We start from the raw sequence: 20,109 nt of genomic DNA on the forward strand, positions 1-20,109 counted from the left end.
ACGGAAATTCCGTCCGCGTTGTCAGTGCCGCCGCCTATCGTTTCGACCATGACGAGCCTGCCGCGCCCCGCCATCGAACTCTCCGCCGACGAGGCCCGCCGCATCGCGCTGCGGGCCCAGGGTTTCCTGGGCGCCCCGGACCGCAGGTCCGGCGTCCGGGGCGTCCTGCGTCACCTCGGCGCGGTCCAGCTCGACACCATCTCCGTCCTCGCCCGCTCGCACGAACTCATCCCGTACGCACGCCTGGGCGCGGTGGGCCGCGACACCGTCGAGGCCGCGTACTGGACCGAGACCCACGCCTTTGAGTACTGGTCGCACGCCGCGTGCATCCTGCCCGTCGAGGAGTGGCCGCACTTCGCCTTCCGCCGCCGCGCCTACCGCTCCCGCCCGCACTGGCACCACGACCTGCCCGACGGTGCGTACGACCAGGTCATCAAGCAACTGCGCGCCGAAGGCCCCCTGACCGCGACCGAGTTGGGCGGCGCGAAGAACAAGGGCGAGTGGTGGGACTGGTCCGAGTCGAAGATCGCCGTCGAGCGCGCGCTGATGTACGGCGAGGTGGTCTGCACCGAGCGCCGCTCCTGGAAGCGGGTGTACGACCTCGCGGAGCGCGCGATCCCAAACGCGCTGCTCCACGACGACCTGAGTGACGCCGAGTGCCTGCGCCGCCTGGTGCGCCTGGCCGGTGAGGCGCTGGGCGTCGGCACGCGCGCGGACATCGCCGACTACCACCGCCTCAAGGGTGAGCAGTTCGACGCGGTGGTCGCGGAGTCGGGCCTCGTACCGGTGACGGTCCAGGGCTGGGAGAAGCCCGCCTGGGCGGACCCGAAGGCCCTGGAGACGACACCTCGCGGCCGGCACCGTACGACGCTGCTGTCGCCCTTCGACTCCCTGATCTGGGAGCGGGCGCGCACGGAGCGGATCTTCGGCTTCACCCACCGCCTTGAGGCGTACGTGCCCAAGCCCAAGCGGATACACGGCTACTTCGCGATGCCGCTGCTCGCGGGCGGCAGGCTCCTCGGCCGGGTGGACCCCGCGCGCGAGGGCACCACGCTGGTGGCCAAGCAGGTCGCGCTCGACACCCCGAAGGCGGTCGCACCGATGGCCCAGGCGCTGCTGGAGGCGGCGTCCTGGGTCGGCTGCGACTCCGTACGGGTGGAGCGGGTGAACCGTCCGGAGCTGACGGCCGACTTGACGCGCGCCCTGAACTGACCCCGGCCGCCTCAGCGGATCTCGAGGATCTTCTCCCGCATCGCGTAGACGACGGCTTCCATCCGGGAATGCAGCTGCAACTTCTCCAGGATGTTGCGCACGTGGTTCTTCACGGTGTTCTCGGAGATGAACAACTCCTTGGCGATATCGCGGTTGTTCATTCCGGTGGCGACCAGCTTCAGGACTTCCAGCTCGCGGTCCGTCAGCCGGGGCGCGGGCAGCAGCCTGCGCTCGTCCGTGCGCTGGATCATCGACTTGAACTCGGTGAGCAGTTTGGAGGCCATCGAGGGGCTGATCTGCGACTGCCCGTCGGCCACCGCGCGGATCGCGGTGGCCACCTCGTCCGTGGAGATCTCCTTGAGGAGGTATCCGGTGGCGCCCGCCTTGATCGCGTCGTAGAGGTCGGCCTCCTCGTCGCTGATCGTCAGCATGATGATCTTCGCGCTGGGCGCCACCTCCTTGATGGAGGTGCACGCCTCGATGCCGCCGCGCTTGGGCATGCGCACGTCCATCAGCACGATGTCGGGCAGCAGGTCGGCGGCCTTGTCCACCGCCTCGGCGCCGTCGCCCGCCTCGCCCACGACCTGGATGTCCTCTTCGGCGGCGAGGACGATCTCCAGGCCGCGGCGGAAAAGGGCGTGGTCGTCCACCACGAGCACCCGGATGGGCTCCTTGCGTGGGGCGCCCTCGTCCGTGCCGATGCCGATGCCCTGGCCGGCATCCTGGTGACGCATCGGTCCGAAGCTGTCCGCCATCGTTCCTCCCCCATGAAGGCCGTGGCCTGGGTGTGCCTATGCTGCGCCAACCCGTGGCGGCAGCACGCCGGTTGGCCGGCCCGCCCATGATTTCATGCCCGACGCCGCTCCGGTGCGCACACTGGTCGCACGAAGGTGCCCCTGGGGGCGCACACGCGCTCCAGGGGCACCACTCACGGCGGTCAGGGGGTCGGCGGGTCAGCCGCCGAGAGCCCCGCCTCCGCCACCCGTCTCGGCGTTGGCCACCATGGGGTCGGTGTTGAGGCGGATGACGCCGTAGTCGTAGGCGTGCCGCCGGTAGACGACGCTCGGTTCCTTGGACTCGGAGTCGACGAACAAGTAGAAGTCGTGTCCGACCAGTTCCATCTCGTAGAGGGCCTGGTCGAGCGACATGGGCGCCGCGACGTGCGTCTTCTCGCGGACCACGAGGGGGCCTTCGCCCTGGATCTCCAGCGAGCCGATCTTCTTGACCGGTACGCCGTCGGGCTCTTCTTCGCGTGCGAGGGTGCCGTCTCCGTTGAGCGTCGCCGCGTCCGGGACGCGCTCGGCGACTTCAGCGGCCGAAATCCGGCCGTTGCCGCGCCGGTTGTGGCGCTTCTCGTGCTGCTTGCGCAGGCTGGCGTCGAGCTTGGCCGTGGCCAGGTCCAGCGCCGCGTACGGATCGGCTGCCGCTGCTTCCGCGCGGATCACGGGCCCGCGGCCGCGGAGGGTGATCTCCACGCGGTCGGAACGGTCGGCCTGACGCGGGTTGGTTTCCTTGGACACCTCGACGTCGAGGCTGATCACCTTGCCGTCGAGCTTCTGGATCTTGTCCAGCTTCAGCTTCTCGGCCACGTGCTTGCGGAACCGCTCGGGCACCTCGGTCTTGCGGCCCTTGACGACGATGTCCACGCAGAACTCCGTTCCCGGATCACTCCGCTTCGGTGGCGGAGCATCTCCCTTTTGCACCAGGCCCCGGTGACCCCGGAGCCTCGGACTCGGTGACTTCCACCTCCTCCTCCCCCGTGGGCGAGATCTCCACCCCACCGGCCCGGGTGATTGCGAAAACTCAGGCAACCCCAAAGCAGCCGGCGACCGGCGTTCCGATATGCGAGGTGCGGCGTTCGCCATTCCTCACAACCGAACATATCTCGCCCGGGCGGATGTCGTCACCCTTTACTGCGGCGTACCTCCATTCAGGTGTATCCGCCCTCTCATCACCTGCAACGAAGCACCTTCTCCATCAGTTCCGGTTTATTCCGAAAGAATCCGGTGGGGCGGCGACTACGGCTGCGGTGATCGTGTTCTGGCCGCTCATGAACGGCCTTCGCACGGTATCCGTACCCCGGTCCCGCACGGCCTCCACTCGGGTGTTCTTTTCCTTGTGCACATCATGTATCGCGTCCCTGTATGCGTCATGTACCGCGCGCACGGCCTCCGCCAGTGAGGCGCCGGTGGTCATGAGGTCGTCCACGACCACGATCCGCCCCGCGCCCGCTGCCAGGAGCAGCCGGCCGCCCCCGGCGGTCACCTCCAGGGCGCCTGCCAGGTTGGCCTGCCGCTGCCGGGAGTCGAGCCCCGCCTGATCGGCCACCGCGCGACGCTGACGCAGCACCGCGAGCACCCGCGCCGGTATCCCCGCTCGCCGCAGCTCACCCGCAGCGGCGAGCGCGATCCGCCGCGCCGGGTCCTGACCACGCGCCCGCACCGAGGCACGCGACGACGGAATGGGGACGAGCGCCAACGGCGCCGTGCGGCCCTGTGATCCGCCGTGTGTGCCGTCTACCCACGATCGAGCGGCCGTATCACTCCGATGCGGTGATTCCGGTGGTTCCCGTGGGCCTGGTGGTTCTCGTGGTGGTCCGTGCGCTCCGCCCCGCGCCCCGGCCCGCACGGCTTCGGCCAGCGCTGTCCCCAGAGGCCCGGCGAGCCCCAGGGCGCCCCGCTCCTTGTGCGCGAGCAGTACGGCCCGTACGGAGTCCGCATACGGCGCCGCCGCGTGCACCACCGGCAGCCCCGGCGGCTCAGGCACCGGCCGCACCCGGCACGGCGCGCTCCCGCACAGGGCGGCTCGGCACGCGGCGCAGAGCAGCGCCCGGGGCCGCCCGCAGCCCTCGCACTCGGCCGGCAGCACCAGGTCGGTGAGGTCCCGCCACCATCCCCGCATGCCTCAACTGTCCCAAGGCGCGGTCAGCCCGGCCACCCCTGTGGAAAACCCCCTGTGGAAAACCCTGTGGCCAGCCGACCCGGGCTTCCGATCAGCCCCATCTGCCCAGGTCACCGAGGCCGAGGCGTTGCCTCACCCCGGGTAGACCGGGGAGGACCCTTCCTTCACCACCGTCTGCCACTGCGAGCCCGTCGGCAGCCGCACGATCCCGTCGTCGGAGTGCGCCACCAGCGGCTGCTGCTCGCTCTCGGACGCCGCGATCTCCTTGACGCCCGTCAGCCCCGGCAGCGTGGTACCCGAGAGCACCGAACCGTCGCACCGCACGTACCGCATCTGCTGCACTCCACCGGACTCGCGTCCCACCACCACGAGGCGGCTGCCGCCCGCCCACGACATGGCGGTGACCTCCTCCATCCGGGGAGCCGCCTGGATCGGGTCGAGCACCGAGACCCGGGGCTGTGCCGCGTCGCCCTGCTCGCCCCGCTCGCCCTGTTCACCCCGCTCATCCCGCTCGACCCGGCCGATCCACAGGGACGTCTTGTCGTCCTTCTCCACCAGCAGCGCGATACGGACGCCGTCGGCCGACACCCGCACCGCCTCGATGCGCCCGTCGAGGCCGGGCACCTCGACCTCGACCGGTTCGCCCTCGCCCCGGTCGAGCCAGAGCAACCGCGGCCGCTTGGGGTCCCGGTCGGCCACCCACAGGTCGCCCCGCCCGTCCCAACTGGGCGTGGACAGGCGGTCGTCCTCCGCCTTCGCCTTGCTGCGCACCTGCGCCTTTCCGAGCGTGTCCTCCCCGAACAGCGACCCCGTGTACAGCGACTTCCCGTCGAGCGACACCCCGGCCGCACGCTTCTCGTCGCGAGAGACCGCCGCCGAGCGCAGCGGCTGGTCCCCGGTGCCGAAGCTGCCGTTCACCGGCTCCGGGGCGGCCGTGCTCCCGGCGTTGGCCGGCATCCGCACCAGCCGGTGCTTGTCGTCGATGAAGTACTGGTAACCGGGCCGCTCCGCGTTGCGATGCACCGCGACGCTCTCGGCGTGGCTCTGACTCAACACGCACAGCATCGAGCCGTTGGAACGCTGCAACGTCACCTGTTCGACCCCCGAAGGCGTCAGATCCTGCAACGTGAAGAGCAGTTGCGCCGCCATCTCCCGGCACCGCGTCTGACTTGCGCCATCGGCCCGGCTGTTGAGCTGCACGGTCAGCCGGTTCTGGTCATCCGGCGTCAGCGACTTGCCGGGGTCCTTGAGCCGCGTGCCGCTGTCGAACCTCGAATCGACCACCTGGTCGAGCCAGTTGGTGGGCCCGTCAAGCAGCGCCTTCACCGTCTGTGTCAGCGGGTCTATCCGCTGGCGGATGTAGATGGGGTCGGCGACGAGCCCCGCCGCTCCACCCGCGCCCGCACCCGAAGGACCGGCGTAGTAATACTTGTTGACGGACCGGTAGATGCGCTGGAAGTCCGACTCACCGAGTACCACTCCCGGCGGCGGCCTGTCGATGCGCCACTCCTTGCGGCCGGGGCCGCCCACCAGGCTCAGGTGCACGGACTGGCTGTAGGCCGCCTCTTCGGGCCGGTACGCGTGCTGCTCGTCCACCTTGGCGACCTGCTGGCCCGTCAGGGAGAAGCGGCGGCTGCCGTCGGCCTCGTTGCCCGCGTTGCCCGCGTCCGTGTTCGGGCCGTCCGCCAGGACGGTCGTGGAGCCTTCCGGGTCCCAGACCTTCGACGCGCTCTTGGTCAGATACTTGCGGGCCATCGTGAACTGCGGATCGTCACTGGTCAGCGCCTCAAGAAAGCCCTGCACGATCTCCACGGGCCGCGCTCCCTCGCGCGGCGGCAGCGCGTAGACCCGGACCTGCGACTGCGAGTCCGGCCGCTGTGAGGCGTCGACGGACTCCAGGTTCCCGCTGTCGGGCATCGAGGCACAGCCCGCCAGGAGCGCCCCGCACCCGCCCAGCAGCAGTCCGGTACGCAGCGGGCGCCCGCGACGCGTCGCACGGCCGCGCCCTTCCAGGTCAGCGCCCACGAGTGCTCTCCCCTTCCCTCGCCGAACCGGCTTCCGACTCAGCCGCCGGTCCCGTCACCGACTCCGCCTGCGTTCGCGCCTGCGCGCGGCTGTCTCCCAACGGCTGCGACTCCGGCTGTGACTGGGGTTGTGACCGCGGCTGCGGTGGCCCGGTCCTCGGGTGCGCAGCCGGCCCCGGGCCCGGCTGCCCGGCCCCGGCCCCGTGGTCCCCACGCAGCTCCTCGCCACCCGCCACGTCACCCTGGGGCTCGCCGCCCGCCAGATCGCTCTCCGGCTCGTCGTCCACCGGCCGACGCGACACGACCCGCGCCCCGCTGCCCGGCAACGCCGTCGGGTCCACGGCCCCGGCCTGCGCCAGCCTCGGCGCTATGGGCCCCTTCGCCGGCACGGGCGGCGACGACACCCTCTCGGTCGCCGCGGAGCCCTGCGCGGGCACCGTCGCAAGCTTGTTCCCGCCGTCGACCGGCAGCCCCGCGTCGTTCAGCCCGCGGTGGCGCCGGGAGTCCTCGGGCTCCAGCGGGATCGGCGATCCCCGAAGCGGCTCGTCCGCCGTCCTCGGCAACGTAAGCCTGAACTGCGAACCGCCCCCCGGCTCACCCCACGCCTGGAGCCAGCCGCCGTGCAGCCGCGCGTCCTCCAGGGCGATGGACAGGCCGAGCCCCGTGCCACCGGTGGTACGCGCGCGTGCCGGGTCCGCCCGCCAGAAGCGGCTGAACACGCGGGTCGCCTCGCCAGGCTTGAGCCCCACTCCGTAGTCCCGCACCGCGACGGCCACCGCGCCACCCGCGGCGGCGAGCCGCACCACCACGTCCTTGCCCTCGCCGTGCTCCACGGCGTTGACCACGAGGTTGCGCAGCACCCGCTCCACCCGGCGGGCGTCGGCCTCGGCGACCACGGGCTGCTGGTCCCCGACGACCCGTATGTGCGTTCCCTTGCGCTCGGCGAGCATCTCCGCGCCGCCGACGACCCTGCGCACGACCTCGCGCAGGTCTATCGCCTCCGCCTCCAGCGCCGCCGCACCCGCGTCGAACCGGCTGATCTCCAGCAGATCCGCGAGCAGCGACTCGAACCGGTCCAGCTGATCGGCGAGCAACTCCGCCGACCGCGCGGTCACCGGATCGAAGTCCACCCGCGCCTCATGAATGACATCGGCCGCCATCCGCACCGTCGTGAGCGGCGTACGCAACTCATGCGACACGTCGGAGACAAACCGCCGCTGCATCCGCGACAACTCCTCCAGCTGCTGGATCTTCAGCTGAAGGTTCTGCGCCATCTTGTTGAAGGCCTCACCGAGGCGCGCAATGTCGTCCTCCCCGGTCACCTTCATACGTTCCTGAAGGCGCCCGGCGGACAGCCGCTCCGCGATGCCCGCCGCCATGCGTACGGGCGTGACCACCTGGCGCACCACCAGCCAGGCGATGGCGCCGAGGAGCACCACCACGAAGAGCCCGGCGGTCGCGAGGGTGGTCCTGACGAGATTGAGCGACTCCTCCTCCTGCGTCAGCGGGAAGAGGTAGTAGAGCTGGTACGGATCGCCGTTGAGGTCGTTGAGCCGCTTGCCGATCACCAGGCCCGGCTGCGGCTCACGCCCGTCGTCGTAGACGATGCGCGTATTGGCCTGGAGGACCTCGGTGCCCTTGTCGACCCGGCCGCGCAGTTCCTCCGGCACGCTCAGGATGGGCTCCACGCCGCCCGAGGCCCGCGATCCGCGCACACTCCCCGCGTCGCTCGTGGACGTCAGCGTCACCACGGCGAACGCGTTCTGACCGCCGCTGGACAGCTGCTCGACGAGGTCCGACATCCATACAGCGGCGTTCCGCCCGTCGAGCGCGCCGCCGTCCTGCCCCTGGCCCTGCCCCTGCTCCGTGCTCTGCCGGGCGGCGTTGACACTGTCCTGGGCGGCCCGGAAACCTCCGTCGGCCTGGCTCTGCGACGCCTTGACCTTGGCCTTGAGCAGGCCGTTGTTCACCGAACTCAAGACGGCGAATCCCAGCATGAGCACCACGCCGAGCGACATCAGCAAGGTCGTGACGACGACCTTCAGCTGGATGTTGCGCCGCCACAGCCGCACGGCGGGCAGCAACGGCCGACGCACCCAGCGTACGAAGAGACGCAGCACAGGGCTGCCCTGCACCCCGCCCTGCAACAGCAGCCCGCCATCGACGAGCCGCCCGAACCGGGACGCGCGCCGCGCCGGTCCAGTCCGCCCCGAGCGAGCCCCCGAATTCCCGGACGCCGTGGAGGAACTGTCCCGGGACACGTCAGCTCGGTCCGGCCTTGTAACCGACACCCCGGACGGTCACCACGATCTCCGGCCGCTCCGGGTCCCGCTCGACCTTGGACCGCAGCCGCTGGACGTGCACGTTCACCAGACGGGTGTCCGCCGCGTGCCGGTAGCCCCAGACCTGCTCGAGGAGCACCTCACGCGTGAACACCTGCCACGGCTTGCGCGCCAGCGCCACCAGCAGATCGAACTCCAGCGGCGTCAGCGCGATCGACTGCCCGTCCCGCTTCACGGAGTGCCCCGCCACATCGATGACCAGGTCACCTATGGCCAGCTGCTCCGGGGCGGGCTCCTCCGACCTCCGCAGCCGCGCCCGGATGCGGGCCACCAGCTCCTTCGGCTTGAACGGCTTGACGATGTAGTCATCGGCTCCCGACTCCAGACCGACCACCACGTCCACGGTGTCGCTCTTGGCGGTGAGCATGACGATCGGCACCCCGGACTCCGCCCGGATCAGGCGGCACACCTCGATGCCGTCGCGACCCGGCAGCATCAAGTCGAGCAGCACAAGATCCGGCTTGGCCTCCCGGAAAGCGGCCAGCGCCTTGTCGCCATCAGCTACGAACGACGGCTCAAAACCTTCACCACGCAGCACAATCCCGAGCATCTCGGCCAGTGCGGTGTCGTCGTCGACGACAAGGACTCGTCCCTTCATGCCTGACATCATCCCATTCTCGTAACAGTGACCGGGCTGCTGGTGAGGCAGTTCACTGACCTGTGACGATAGTCGTATCAAGCCACTACTGTCTGCGGTGATCCCCTGTCGGCCCCTGGCCGACCACAGCGGTAACGGACGCCGGGCGGTACCACCCGTGACACGTCAGCCCGGGACGTCAGCCCGAGATGTCAGCCCCGGGACGACCGGCAGGAACCGGCGTCCCAGTCCCGGCCCAAGCCCCAGCCCCAGTCCCCAGCAGGCCCCCATCCGTCGGCTGCACCGTACAGGCCGCCCGCACAGGCCCCACACCAGAGCCGGAGCCGGGACCGGAGCTCGGAACTCGAACCGGCGCTTGGAGGGCGGAGCCGGAACCGGCGCGTGGAGCCGGAACCGGGAGGCCGCACGTACGCCCTCCCGCGTCCCGGCCCCGAGCCGCGACGGCAACCCCGGCCGACGGCTCAGCACCGCCCCACCAGCCTCAGCGCCGCCCTAACACCCCCCACCGGGCCTCACTCCATGCGCACCCGGCCATCCCGGGACCCGCCCCACAACCCGGCTATCCCCTCAGCCGTCACCGGCGACAGCACCCCCTCCTCCGTGACGATCGCCGTCACCAATTCCGGCGGCGTCACATCGAACGCCGGGTTGTACGCCTGCGTCCCCAGGGGCGCCACCGGGATGCCGCCCCCCGCCTCGATCCCGAACCCCGGCCCCTGGGGCAGCGCGGTGAGCTCCGTCACCTCATGACTGGACCGCTGCTCCACCTCGATGGACGCCCCGTCCGGGGTGTCCGGGTCGACGGTCGTCACCGGCGCCACCACGATGAACGGCACGTGGTGATACCGCGCGAGCACCGCGAGCGGATAACTCCCCACCTTGTTCGCCACCGATCCGTCGGCCGCGACCCGGTCGGCGCCGATCAGCACGGCATCGACCTCCCCGGCCGCGAACAGCGACCCCGCCGCGTTGTCCGTGAGCAGCGTGTACGCCATGCCGTTCCGCGCCGCCTCGTACGCGGTGAGCCTCGCGCCCTGCAGCAGGGGCCGCGTCTCGTCCACCCACAGCCTGCGCAGACGGCCCGCCCGGTGCGCCTTGAGCGCCACCGCGAACGCCGTGCCCTCCCCTCCCGAGACCAGCGCCCCGGTGTTGCAGTGCGTCAGAATCCGGTGCCCGCCGCCGGGCAGCAGCTCGTCGAGCAGCGCCAGACCGTGCGCCGCCATCGTGGCGCTGGCCCTGGCATCCTCGGCGTGCAGCGCCCGCGCCGCCTCGAGCGCGGCCCCGGCCGCCCGCTCGTCGCCCGCGCCGCCCGACACCGCGGTGCGGTACGCCGCCTGGGCCCGACGCGCGCCGTACGCGAGGTTGACCGCGGTGGGCCGCGCCCCCGCCAACGCGTCCGCCGCCTCGTCCACGTCGAAACCCCGGGCCGCGGCCAGCGCGACCCCGTACGCCCCCGCGATGCCCAGAAGCGGCGCCCCGCGCACCGCGAGCGTGCGGATGGCCTCCACCAGAGCCTGTGCGTCGGTGCACACCAGCTCGATCTCCTCGCCCGGCAGCCTGGTCTGGTCGAGGACGACCAGGACGGGGCCTTCGGGTGGCTCGTCCCAACGGATGGCGGGGATCGCCGGGACCCCGGTCGGCCGTATGTCCTCGCTGGATTGCGCGTACTGATCAGCCATCCGCCCAGTCTGCCCCGTACCCGGCGGACAATTGAAGGTGTCCTGCCGCTACCGCACCCGGTCACCCGGCCGGTACCCCGTGGCACGATGGCTGGCAACCTGCCGCCGCACCCGCGGACGGGCACCGTGAAGGAGCGACGATGAACGACACTCCGGGCTGGGCTTCGCCCGGATCTGCCCCCTCCGACGGACAGGACTCCGGCAAGCCGGACGCCTCCGAGCCCGCGGACGCCGGCCAACAGGGCGGCTCGTCCAAGTGGTCCAAGGAGCAGCCGCCGCCCGCCCAGTGGTCCCCGCCCGGCACGGCGGGCCCCGGCCAGACCCCGCCGCCCCCACCGCCTCCGCCCGGTCAGGGCGGTGGCTGGGGCGGCCCGCCTGCCGGCCCCGGCGGTCCCGGAGCCCCCGGCCCGGGCGGCCCCGGCGGCTACCGCGGCTGGGGCGCGTGGCAGGGCCCGCCTCCCGCCGCCAAGCCCGGCGTCATCCCGCTGCGCCCACTCGGCGTCGGCGAGATCCTCGACGGCGCCGTGTCGACGATGCGCGCCCACTGGCGCACGGTCCTCGGCATCTCCCTGACCGTGGCCGTGCTGACCGAGATCGTCATCGTCCTCCTGCAAGGACTCGTCCTGAACGAGTCCGTGGACACCGATGCCCTCAACGACCCGAGCGCGACCGTCGGTGAGCTGACCCGCGCCATGGGCGACACCCTGCTGAACTCCGGAGTGGTCCTCGTGATCACCCTGCTCGGCACGATCGTCGCCACCGCTCTGCTCACGATGGTCACCAGCCGCGCCGTGCTGGGCAAGCCGGTGACCATCAGCGAGGCCTGGCGGGACTCCCGCCCCCGCTTGGCGAAGCTGTTCGGCCTGACCTTGCTCATCCCGCTCATCGGCGCCGCGGTCATCGGCGTCGGCATCCTGCCGGGCGTACTGGTGGCGGTGGCGGGGGCGTCCGAGGCCGGCGCGAGCCTCACCGTGCTCGGCGGCCTCGCCGCGGGCGTCGCCGCCATCTGGATCATGATCCGCTTCTCGCTCGCCTCTCCCGCGCTCATGCTGGAGAAGCAGGGCGTCAAGAAGTCCCTGGCCCGCTCCGCGAAGCTGGTCAACGGCTCCTGGTGGCGCGTCTTCGGCATCCAGCTGCTCGCCGCGATCATCGCGAACGTTGTGGCGTCGATCATCGTCATCCCGTTCACCTTCCTCGCCGGCGCGCTCAGCGGCGAAGGGGTCAACGGCTTCCTCAACGGCGCCGGCGACCTCGGCTGGACGTTTCTGATCATCAGCGGCGTCGGCTCCGTGATCGGCTCCATGCTGACGTTCCCCATCACGGCCGGGGTCACCGTGCTCCTCTACATCGACCAGCGGATTCGGCGCGAGGCCCTCGACCTCATACTCACCCGCGCCGCCGGCACCCCCGGGCAGGGGCCCGACCCGTCCAGCACGCCGGGGAGCTGATGCGGTGACCGCGGCGGGGGCAGTGCTCATGAGGTTCGCGGCGGCGCCGCTCCTGCCGCGCACCGGCGACGACCCACCGGTGACGATCTCGCGCGACCCCGCGCGCGAGGCGGCCGAACGCGAACTGTCCAAGCCGATGTACCACGAGCACGACCCGAGCCTCCTCCAGCGCGCCCTGAACACCTTCTGGGACTGGGTCGACGACGTGTTCTCCGCCGCCGCGGGAGCCACCCCCGGCGGCGGATTCGGGCTCCTTGTCATCATCGTGGCCGTGGTGCTCCTGGGCGTCGCCCTCTGGTGGCGTCTGGGCACCCCGCAGCGCATCCCCACGTCCGCTCCGGCCCTCTTCGACGACCGCCCCCGCAGCGCCGCCGAACACCGCGCCGCCTCCGAGGCCCACGCCGCCCGGGCCCACTGGAACCAGGCCGTCCAGGAACGCATGCGTGCCATCGTCCGCGCCCTGGAGGAACGCGCGCTCCTCGCCCCCCACCCCGGCCGCACCGCCGACGAAGCCGCGGCAGAGGCGGGCCGGACCCTCCCCGCCCACAGTGGTCGACTCCGCGCCGCCGCCCACGAGTTCGACGACGTCACATACGGCGGCCGCACCGCCGACGAGTCCGCATACCTCCGCCTGGCCGAACTCGACCACGACCTGGACCGCACCAAGCCGCTGCTGACCAACACCGCCCACACCACCCCCAGCAGCAACAACCAGGGAGCCGCTACGTGACCGGCTCCCCCCGCACGGGCCAGGCGCCTCAGCCCACTTCGCCCTCCGCCACCCACCGGCCCGGCACCCCGCCCGCTCCGACCTCCCTCTCGCCCACACCCCGCCGGCTCTGGACCCGGTCCCGGGGCATCGCCCTCGCCGTGGTCGTCCTGCTCGCGGCGGCCGTCACCATCGCCGCGCTCCGCACCGGCGCCCAGCACGGCCGCCTGGACCCCCGCTCGGCCGACCCCCAGGGCAGCCGGGCCGTGGCCGAACTCCTCGCCGACCGAGGGGTGTCCACCCGCGTGGTCACCACCACCGAACAGGCCGCCTCCGCGGCCGGCGCCCACACCACGCTCCTGGTGGCCAACCCCGACCTGCTGACCGACAGCCAGCGCTCCCACCTCCGCGCCGCCACCAAGGACGCCGGAGGCCGCACCGTCCTCGTCGCCCCCGGCACCCCGTCGGTCGGCGACCTCGCCCCAGGGGTGACCGCGGACGCCACCCCCAGCGCGGACTCGGCGCTCTCCCCGTCCTGCTCCCTCCCGGCCGCCCGCCGAGCCGGCACCGCCGACATGGGCGGCATCCGCTACGACACCCTCGCTCCGCACGCCGAGGCCTGTTACCTCAGCGACGGCCTGCCCAGCCTTCTGCATCTCCCCGCCCCCCGTGGAAAAGGCGACAGCCTCGTCCTCGGCGCCCCCGACATCCTTTACAACGACCGTCTCGACGAGCAGGGCAACGCCTCACTCGCCCTGCAACTCCTCGGCTCACGGCCCCGCTTGGTCTGGTACCTCCCCTCGCTCTCCGACGACCGGGCAGCGACCGACTCCGAACGCCGCGGCTTCTTCGACCTGATCCCTTCCGGCTGGCGCTGGGGCGCGCTCCAACTCACCGTCGCCGCCGTGCTCGCCGCGCTCTGGCGCGCCCGCCGTCTCGGCCCCCTCGTCACCGAACGCCTCCCCGTGGTCATCCGCGCCTCAGAGACGGTCGAAGGCCGCGCCCGCCTCTATCGCAGGGCCAACGCCCGCGACCGCGCCGCGTCCGCCCTGCGCACCGCCACCCGCTCCCGCCTCGCCACCCTCCTCGGCGTGCCCCCGGCCCAGGCCCACGCTCCCGAGACCCTGCTCCCCGCACTCTCCACGCGCCTCAGCACCCCCGCCCAAGACCTCCACCCCCTCCTCTACGGCCCGCCCCCGGGCAACGACGCAGCGCTCATCGCCCTGGCCGATCAACTCGACGCCCTCGAAAGTGAGGTACGCCACCCATGATGGACCCGACCACTGACAACGGGCCCACCGGAGACACCGGGCCCAACGGAGACAAGGGGTCCGACCAGTCCCCCCGCGACGCACGCGCTTCCCTCGAAGCCCTGCGCGCCGAGATCTCCAAGGCCGTGGTCGGCCAGGACCCCGCCGTCACCGGCCTCGTCGTCGCCCTCCTCTGCCGCGGCCACGTCCTGCTGGAAGGCGTCCCCGGCGTGGCCAAAACACTGCTCGTCCGAGCCCTCGCCGCAAGCCTCGAACTCGACACCAAACGCGTCCAGTTCACCCCCGACCTCATGCCGAGCGACGTCACGGGCTCCCTCGTCTACGACGCCCGCACCACGGAGTTCTCCTTCCAGCCCGGCCCTGTCTTCACGAACCTCCTCCTCGCCGACGAGATCAACCGCACCCCGCCCAAGACCCAGTCCTCCCTCCTCGAAGCGATGGAAGAACGCCAGGTCACGGTCGACGGCACCCCGCGCCCACTCCCCGAGCCCTTCCTCGTGGCGGCCACCCAGAACCCCGTCGAGTACGAGGGCACGTACCCCCTCCCCGAAGCCCAACTGGACCGTTTCCTGCTCAAACTGACGGTCCCTCTCCCCTCTCGCCAGGACGAGATCGACGTCCTCACCCGCCACGCCGAGGGCTTCAACCCACGCGACCTGCGCGCCGCCGGCGTACGCCCCGTAGCGGGCCCCGCCGATCTCGAAGCCGCCCGCGCCGCCGTCGCCAAGACCTCCATCTCCCCCGAGATCACCGCCTACGTCGTCGACGTGTGCCGCACGACCCGCGATTCGCCCTCCCTCACCCTGGGCGTCTCCCCCCGGGGCGCCACCGCGCTGCTCTCCACCGCACGCGCCTGGGCCTGGCTCACCGGCCGCGACTACGTCATCCCCGACGACGTCAAGGCCTTGGCCCTCCCCACCCTCCGCCACCGCGTCCAACTGCGCCCGGAGGCCGAAATGGAAGGCGTGACCGCGGACGCCGTGATCAACGCGATCCTCGCCCACGTCCCGGTCCCCCGCTGATGGCTCTCACCGGACGCGCCGCCCTCCTGGCAGCCCTCGGCACCCTCCCCGTAGGCCTCTGGGACCCCAGCTGGACCGGCATCCTCACCGTCAATACAGCCCTGGCCCTCGCCTGCGCCTGCGACTTCGCCCTGGCCGCGCCCGTACGCCGCCTCACCCTGACCCGCTCAGGCGAGACCTCCGTACGCCTCGGTGAAGCCGCCGATGTCGACATCACCGTCGCGAACCCCTCCGGCCGCCCGCTGCGCGCCGACCTCCGCGACGCCTGGCCGCCCAGCAGCCGGCAGCCGGGCACCGAGACGGCCGCCTCCCGCCACCACCTGACGGTCCCGCCCGGCGAACGCCGCCGCATCACGACCCGCCTGCGCCCCACCCGGCGCGGCGACCACCATGCTGACCGCGTGACCATTCGCTCGTACGGCCCGCTGCGCCTCTTCGCCCGCCAGGGTGCCCACAACGTCCCCTGGACCGTACGAGTCGTGCCGCCCTTCACCAGCCGAAAGCATCTCCCCTCGAAACTGGCCCGCCTGCGCGAACTCGACGGCCGCACCAGCGTCCTGACGCGCGGCCAGGGCACCGAGTTCGACAGCCTCCGGGATTACGTCCCCGGGGACGACACCCGCTCCATCGACTGGCGGGCCACCGCCCGTCGGTCCACCGTCGCGATCCGCACCTGGCGCCCGGAACGCGACCGACGCATCCTCCTGGTACTCGACACCGGCCGCACCTCGGCCGGCCGCGTCGGTGACGCCCCCCGCCTCGACGCCGCCATGGACGCCGCCCTGCTCCTCACCGCCCTGGCCGCCCGCGCCGGAGACCGCGTGGACCTCCTCGCGTACGACCGTCGAGTACGGGCCTTGGTCCAAGGCCGATCAGCAGGCGACGTCCTGCCCTCCTTGGTCAACGCCCTGGCGAACCTGGAGCCCGAACTCATCGAGACGGACGCCCGGGGCCTGACGTCCACAGTCCTGCGGACAGCGCCGCGCAGCTCCCTGATCGTCCTGCTCACCAGCCTCGACAAGGCTCCGGTCGAAGAAGGCCTACTTCCCGTACTTTCCCGGCTCACCAAGCGTCATAAGGTTCTGGTCGCATCGGTGGCCGACCCGCACATCGAGGAAATGGCGACGAGCCGCGGAACGGTGGAAGCGGTATACGACGCGGCAGCGGCCGCACAGTCCCAGTCGGAACGCCGCCACACGGCTGAGCAACTCATCCGCCGCGGGGTAACCGTCGTGGACGCTCCCCCCGACGATCTGGCGCCCGCCCTGGCCGACGCCTATCTCTCCCTCAAAGCGGCTGGCCGTCTTTGAAGGAGAGGCATCGCGCCACGAACGACAAACGCAAAAAAGCCTCAGTCCCCGGACAATGTCCGGGGACTGAGGCTTTTTATCAAGATTAGTTCGGCGGCGTCCTACTCTCCCACAGGGTCCCCCCTGCAGTACCATCGGCGCTGTGAGGCTTAGCTTCCGGGTTCGGAATGTAACCGGGCGTTTCCCTCACGCTATGACCACCGAAACACTATGAAACTGTCAACCGCACCATGCGTGACCTTGCATGGGGTTGTTCGTGGTTTCAGAACCAACACAGTGGACGCGAGCAACTGAGGACAAGCCCTCGGCCTATTAGTACCAGTCACCTCCACCCGTTACCGGGCTTCCAGATCTGGCCTATCAACCCAGTCGTCTACTGGGAGCCTTAACCCCTCAAAGGGGGTGGGAATACTCATCTCGAAGCAGGCTTCCCGCTTAGATGCTTTCAGCGGTTATCCTTTCCGAACGTAGCCAACCAGCCATGCCCTTGGCAGGACAACTGGCACACCAGAGGTTCGTCCGTCCCGGTCCTCTCGTACTAGGGACAGCCCTTCTCAATATTCCTACGCGCACAGAGGATAGGGACCGAACTGTCTCACGACGTTCTAAACCCAGCTCGCGTACCGCTTTAATGGGCGAACAGCCCAACCCTTGGGACCGACTCCAGCCCCAGGATGCGACGAGCCGACATCGAGGTGCCAAACCATCCCGTCGATATGGACTCTTGGGGAAGATCAGCCTGTTATCCCCGGGGTACCTTTTATCCGTTGAGCGACGGCGCTTCCACAAGCCACCGCCGGATCACTAGTCCCGACTTTCGTCCCTGCTCGACCCGTCGGTCTCACAGTCAAGCTCCCTTGTGCACTTACACTCAACACCTGATTACCAACCAGGCTGAGGGAACCTTTGGGCGCCTCCGTTACTCTTTGGGAGGCAACCGCCCCAGTTAAACTACCCATCAGACACTGTCCCTGATCCGGATCACGGACCGAGGTTAGACATCCAGCACGACCAGAGTGGTATTTCAACGGCGACTCCACACACACTGGCGTGCATGCTTCACAGTCTCCCACCTATCCTACACAAGCCGAACCGAACACCAATATCAAACTGTAGTAAAGGTCCCGGGGTCTTTCCGTCCTTCTGCGCGAAACGAGCATCTTTACTCGTAGTGCAATTTCACCGGGCCTATGGTTGAGACAGTCGAGAAGTCGTTACGCCATTCGTGCAGGTCGGAACTTACCCGACAAGGAATTTCGCTACCTTAGGATGGTTATAGTTACCACCGCCGTTTACTGGCGCTTAAGTTCTCAGCTTCGCACACCCGAAAGTGCACTAACCGGTCCCCTTAACGTTCCAGCACCGGGCAGGCGTCAGTCCGTATACATCGCCTTACGGCTTCGCACGGACCTGTGTTTTTAGTAAACAGTCGCTTCTCGCTGGTCTCTGCGGCCACCCCCAGCTCAGAGTGCAAGACTCATCACCGGTGATGGCCCCCCTTCTCCCGAAGTTACGGGGGCATTTTGCCGAGTTCCTTAACCATAGTTCACCCGAACGCCTCGGTATTCTCTACCTGACCACCTGAGTCGGTTTAGGGTACGGGCCGCCATGAAACTCGCTAGAGGCTTTTCTCGACAGCATAGGATCATCCACTTCACCACAATCGGCTCGGCATCAGGTCTCAGCCTTATGTGCGACGGATTTACCTACCGCACGGCCTACACCCTTACCCCGGGACAACCACCGCCCGGGCTGGACTACCTTCCTGCGTCACCCCATCACTCACCTACTACCACCTTGGGTCAGCGGCTCCACCACTTTCCTTTCCCCGAAGGGTCCGGAACGGCTTCACGGCCTTAGCATTAATGGGCTCGATGTTTGACGCTTCACAGCGGGTACCGGAATATCAACCGGTTATCCATCGACTACGCCTGTCGGCCTCGCCTTAGGTCCCGACTTACCCTGGGCAGATCAGCTTGACCCAGGAACCCTTAGTCAATCGGCGCACACGTTTCTCACGTATGTATCGCTACTCATGCCTGCATTCTCACTCGTGAACCGTCCACCACTGCCTTCCGGCGCAGCTTCACCCGGCACACGACGCTCCCCTACCCATCCACACAGGCGTTGGCCCTATTGTGTGAATGACACGACTTCGGCGGTACGCTTGAGCCCCGCTACATTGTCGGCGCGGAATCACTAGACCAGTGAGCTATTACGCACTCTTTCAAGGGTGGCTGCTTCTAAGCCAACCTCCTGGTTGTCTGTGCGACTCCACATCCTTTCCCACTTAGCGTACGCTTAGGGGCCTTAGTCGATGCTCTGGGCTGTTTCCCTCTCGACCATGGAGCTTATCCCCCACAGTCTCACTGCCGCGCTCTCACTTACCGGCATTCGGAGTTTGGCTAAGGTCAGTAACCCGGTAGGGCCCATCGCCTATCCAGTGCTCTACCTCCGGCAAGAAACACACGACGCTGCACCTAAATGCATTTCGGGGAGAACCAGCTATCACGGAGTTTGATTGGCCTTTCACCCCTAACCACAGGTCATCCCCCAGGTTTTCAACCCTGGTGGGTTCGGTCCTCCACGACCTCTTACAGCCGCTTCAACCTGCCCATGGCTAGATCACTCCGCTTCGGGTCTTGAGCGCGCTACTATATCGCCCTATTCGGACTCGCTTTCGCTACGGCTTCCCCACACGGGTTAACCTCGCAACACACCGCAAACTCGCAGGCTCATTCTTCAAAAGGCACGCAGTCACGAGATGCTGGACAAGTCCAACATCCGACGCTCCCACGGCTTGTAGGCACACGGTTTCAGGTACTATTTCACTCCGCTCCCGCGGTACTTTTCACCATTCCCTCACGGTACTATCCGCTATCGGTCACCAGGGAATATTTAGGCTTAACGGGTGGTCCCGCCAGATTCACACGGGATTTCTCGGGCCCCGTGCTACTTGGGTGTCTCTCAAACGAGCCGCTGATGTTTCGACTACGGGGGTCTTACCCTCTACGCCGGACCTTTCGCATGTCCTTCGCCTACATCAACGGTTTCTGACTCGTCTCACAGCCGGCAGACTGTGAAAGAGAGATCCCACAACCCCGTATACGCAACCCCTGCCGGGTCTCACACGTATACGGTTTGGCCTCATCCGGTTTCGCTCGCCACTACTCCCGGAATCACGGTTGTTTTCTCTTCCTGCGGGTACTGAGATGTTTCACTTCCCCGCGTTCCCTCCACACTGCCTATGTGTTCAGCAGCGGGTGACAGCCCATGACGACTGCCGGGTTTCCCCATTCGGAAACCCCCGGATCAAAGCCTGGTTGACGACTCCCCGGGGACTATCGTGGCCTCCCACGTCCTTCATCGGTTCCTGGTGCCAAGGCATCCACCGTGCGCCCTTAAAAACTTGGCCACAGATGCTCGCGTCCACTGTGCAGTTCTCAAACAACGACCAACCACCCATCACCCCACCAGCAAAACCAGTGAGTGTACCGGGGTCGGCATTGAGGTCGGGAACAAGTCCGTACCCTCAGATACCCAACAGCGTGCCCGACACCCTCACCGCTTCCCTCAACTTTCCACGCTCCGAA

The 20,109-nt window shown here is 69.1% G+C and carries 13 protein-coding genes and 2 rRNA genes; 6 read left to right on the top strand and 9 right to left on the bottom strand.

Annotated elements, in window-relative coordinates:
* Nucleotides 1-48: 48 nt before the first annotated feature.
* Nucleotides 49-1,212 carry a winged helix-turn-helix domain-containing protein gene (locus J2N69_RS13895; RefSeq protein ID WP_230901030.1) on the top strand — a complete coding sequence of 388 codons (1,164 nt, stop codon included), beginning with the start codon at nt 49-51 and terminating at the stop codon, nt 1,210-1,212.
* 11 nt (nt 1,213-1,223) lie between these two features.
* On the opposite strand, the gene J2N69_RS13900 is transcribed toward J2N69_RS13895, so the two are convergent.
* The 7 genes from J2N69_RS13900 to mtnA all read right to left on the bottom strand — a co-directional run bounded on the left by J2N69_RS13900 (nt 1,224) and on the right by mtnA (nt 10,756).
* On the bottom strand, nt 1,224-1,967 hold the full coding sequence (locus J2N69_RS13900; protein ID WP_127912053.1) for a response regulator: 744 nt from the start codon (nt 1,965-1,967) through the stop codon (nt 1,224-1,226).
* 198 nt (nt 1,968-2,165) lie between these two features.
* Entirely contained in the window at nt 2,166-2,858 is a 693-nt protein-coding gene (gene hpf / locus J2N69_RS13905; RefSeq protein ID WP_391939849.1) for a ribosome hibernation-promoting factor, HPF/YfiA family, read from the bottom strand.
* A gap of 331 nt (nt 2,859-3,189) precedes the next feature.
* Nucleotides 3,190-4,113 (bottom strand): ComF family protein, encoded by a 924-nt coding sequence (locus J2N69_RS13910; RefSeq protein WP_230901032.1) that lies wholly within the window; start codon nt 4,111-4,113, stop codon nt 3,190-3,192.
* Nucleotides 4,114-4,245: 132 nt separating this feature from the next.
* On the bottom strand, nt 4,246-6,138 hold the full coding sequence (locus tag J2N69_RS13915; RefSeq protein WP_408056724.1) for an LpqB family beta-propeller domain-containing protein: 1,893 nt from the start codon (nt 6,136-6,138) through the stop codon (nt 4,246-4,248).
* The gene (gene mtrB / locus J2N69_RS13920; RefSeq protein ID WP_230901033.1) at nt 6,128-8,398 is read right to left on the bottom strand and encodes an MtrAB system histidine kinase MtrB; all 2,271 of its coding nucleotides are present in this window, start codon (nt 8,396-8,398) and stop codon (nt 6,128-6,130) included. Before mtrB ends, J2N69_RS13915 begins: the two co-directional genes overlap by 11 nt.
* A 1-nt stretch (nt 8,399) precedes the next feature.
* A complete protein-coding gene (gene mtrA / locus J2N69_RS13925; protein ID WP_189176211.1) occupies nt 8,400-9,089 on the bottom strand; it encodes a two-component system response regulator MtrA in 690 nt (229 codons plus the stop codon).
* A gap of 500 nt (nt 9,090-9,589) precedes the next feature.
* Entirely contained in the window at nt 9,590-10,756 is a 1,167-nt protein-coding gene (mtnA, locus tag J2N69_RS13930; protein ID WP_230901034.1) for an S-methyl-5-thioribose-1-phosphate isomerase, read from the bottom strand.
* Between the two features lie 140 nt (nt 10,757-10,896).
* On the opposite strand from mtnA, the gene J2N69_RS13935 reads away from it, so the two are divergent.
* The 5 genes from J2N69_RS13935 to J2N69_RS13955 are packed head-to-tail and all read left to right on the top strand — an operon-like array spanning nt 10,897 to nt 16,516.
* The gene (locus J2N69_RS13935) at nt 10,897-12,204 is read left to right on the top strand and encodes a DUF7847 domain-containing protein (RefSeq protein WP_230901035.1); all 1,308 of its coding nucleotides are present in this window, start codon (nt 10,897-10,899) and stop codon (nt 12,202-12,204) included.
* A gap of 28 nt (nt 12,205-12,232) precedes the next feature.
* Nucleotides 12,233-12,934, top strand: a complete 702-nt coding sequence (locus J2N69_RS13940; protein WP_230901036.1) for a DUF4129 domain-containing protein — start codon at nt 12,233-12,235, stop codon at nt 12,932-12,934.
* Nucleotides 12,931-14,184, top strand: coding sequence for a DUF4350 domain-containing protein (locus J2N69_RS13945; protein ID WP_230901037.1), 1,254 nt, complete (start codon nt 12,931-12,933; stop codon nt 14,182-14,184). Before J2N69_RS13940 ends, J2N69_RS13945 begins: the two co-directional genes overlap by 4 nt.
* A complete protein-coding gene (locus J2N69_RS13950; RefSeq protein WP_408056725.1) occupies nt 14,184-15,206 on the top strand; it encodes an AAA family ATPase in 1,023 nt (340 codons plus the stop codon). Before J2N69_RS13945 ends, J2N69_RS13950 begins: the two co-directional genes overlap by 1 nt.
* On the top strand, nt 15,206-16,516 hold the full coding sequence (locus J2N69_RS13955; RefSeq protein ID WP_230901039.1) for a DUF58 domain-containing protein: 1,311 nt from the start codon (nt 15,206-15,208) through the stop codon (nt 16,514-16,516). The genes J2N69_RS13950 and J2N69_RS13955 overlap by 1 nt, the downstream gene beginning before the upstream one ends.
* Before the next feature lie 88 nt (nt 16,517-16,604).
* Here J2N69_RS13955 and rrf read toward each other — a convergent pair.
* Nucleotides 16,605-16,721 (bottom strand): 5S ribosomal RNA (gene rrf / locus J2N69_RS13960).
* 87 nt (nt 16,722-16,808) lie between these two features.
* Nucleotides 16,809-19,931 (bottom strand): 23S ribosomal RNA (locus tag J2N69_RS13965).
* Between the last annotated feature and the right edge of the window lie 178 nt (nt 19,932-20,109).

Source organism: Streptomyces huasconensis, from assembly GCF_021028635.1.
GTDB lineage: Bacteria > Actinomycetota > Actinomycetes > Streptomycetales > Streptomycetaceae > Streptomyces > Streptomyces huasconensis.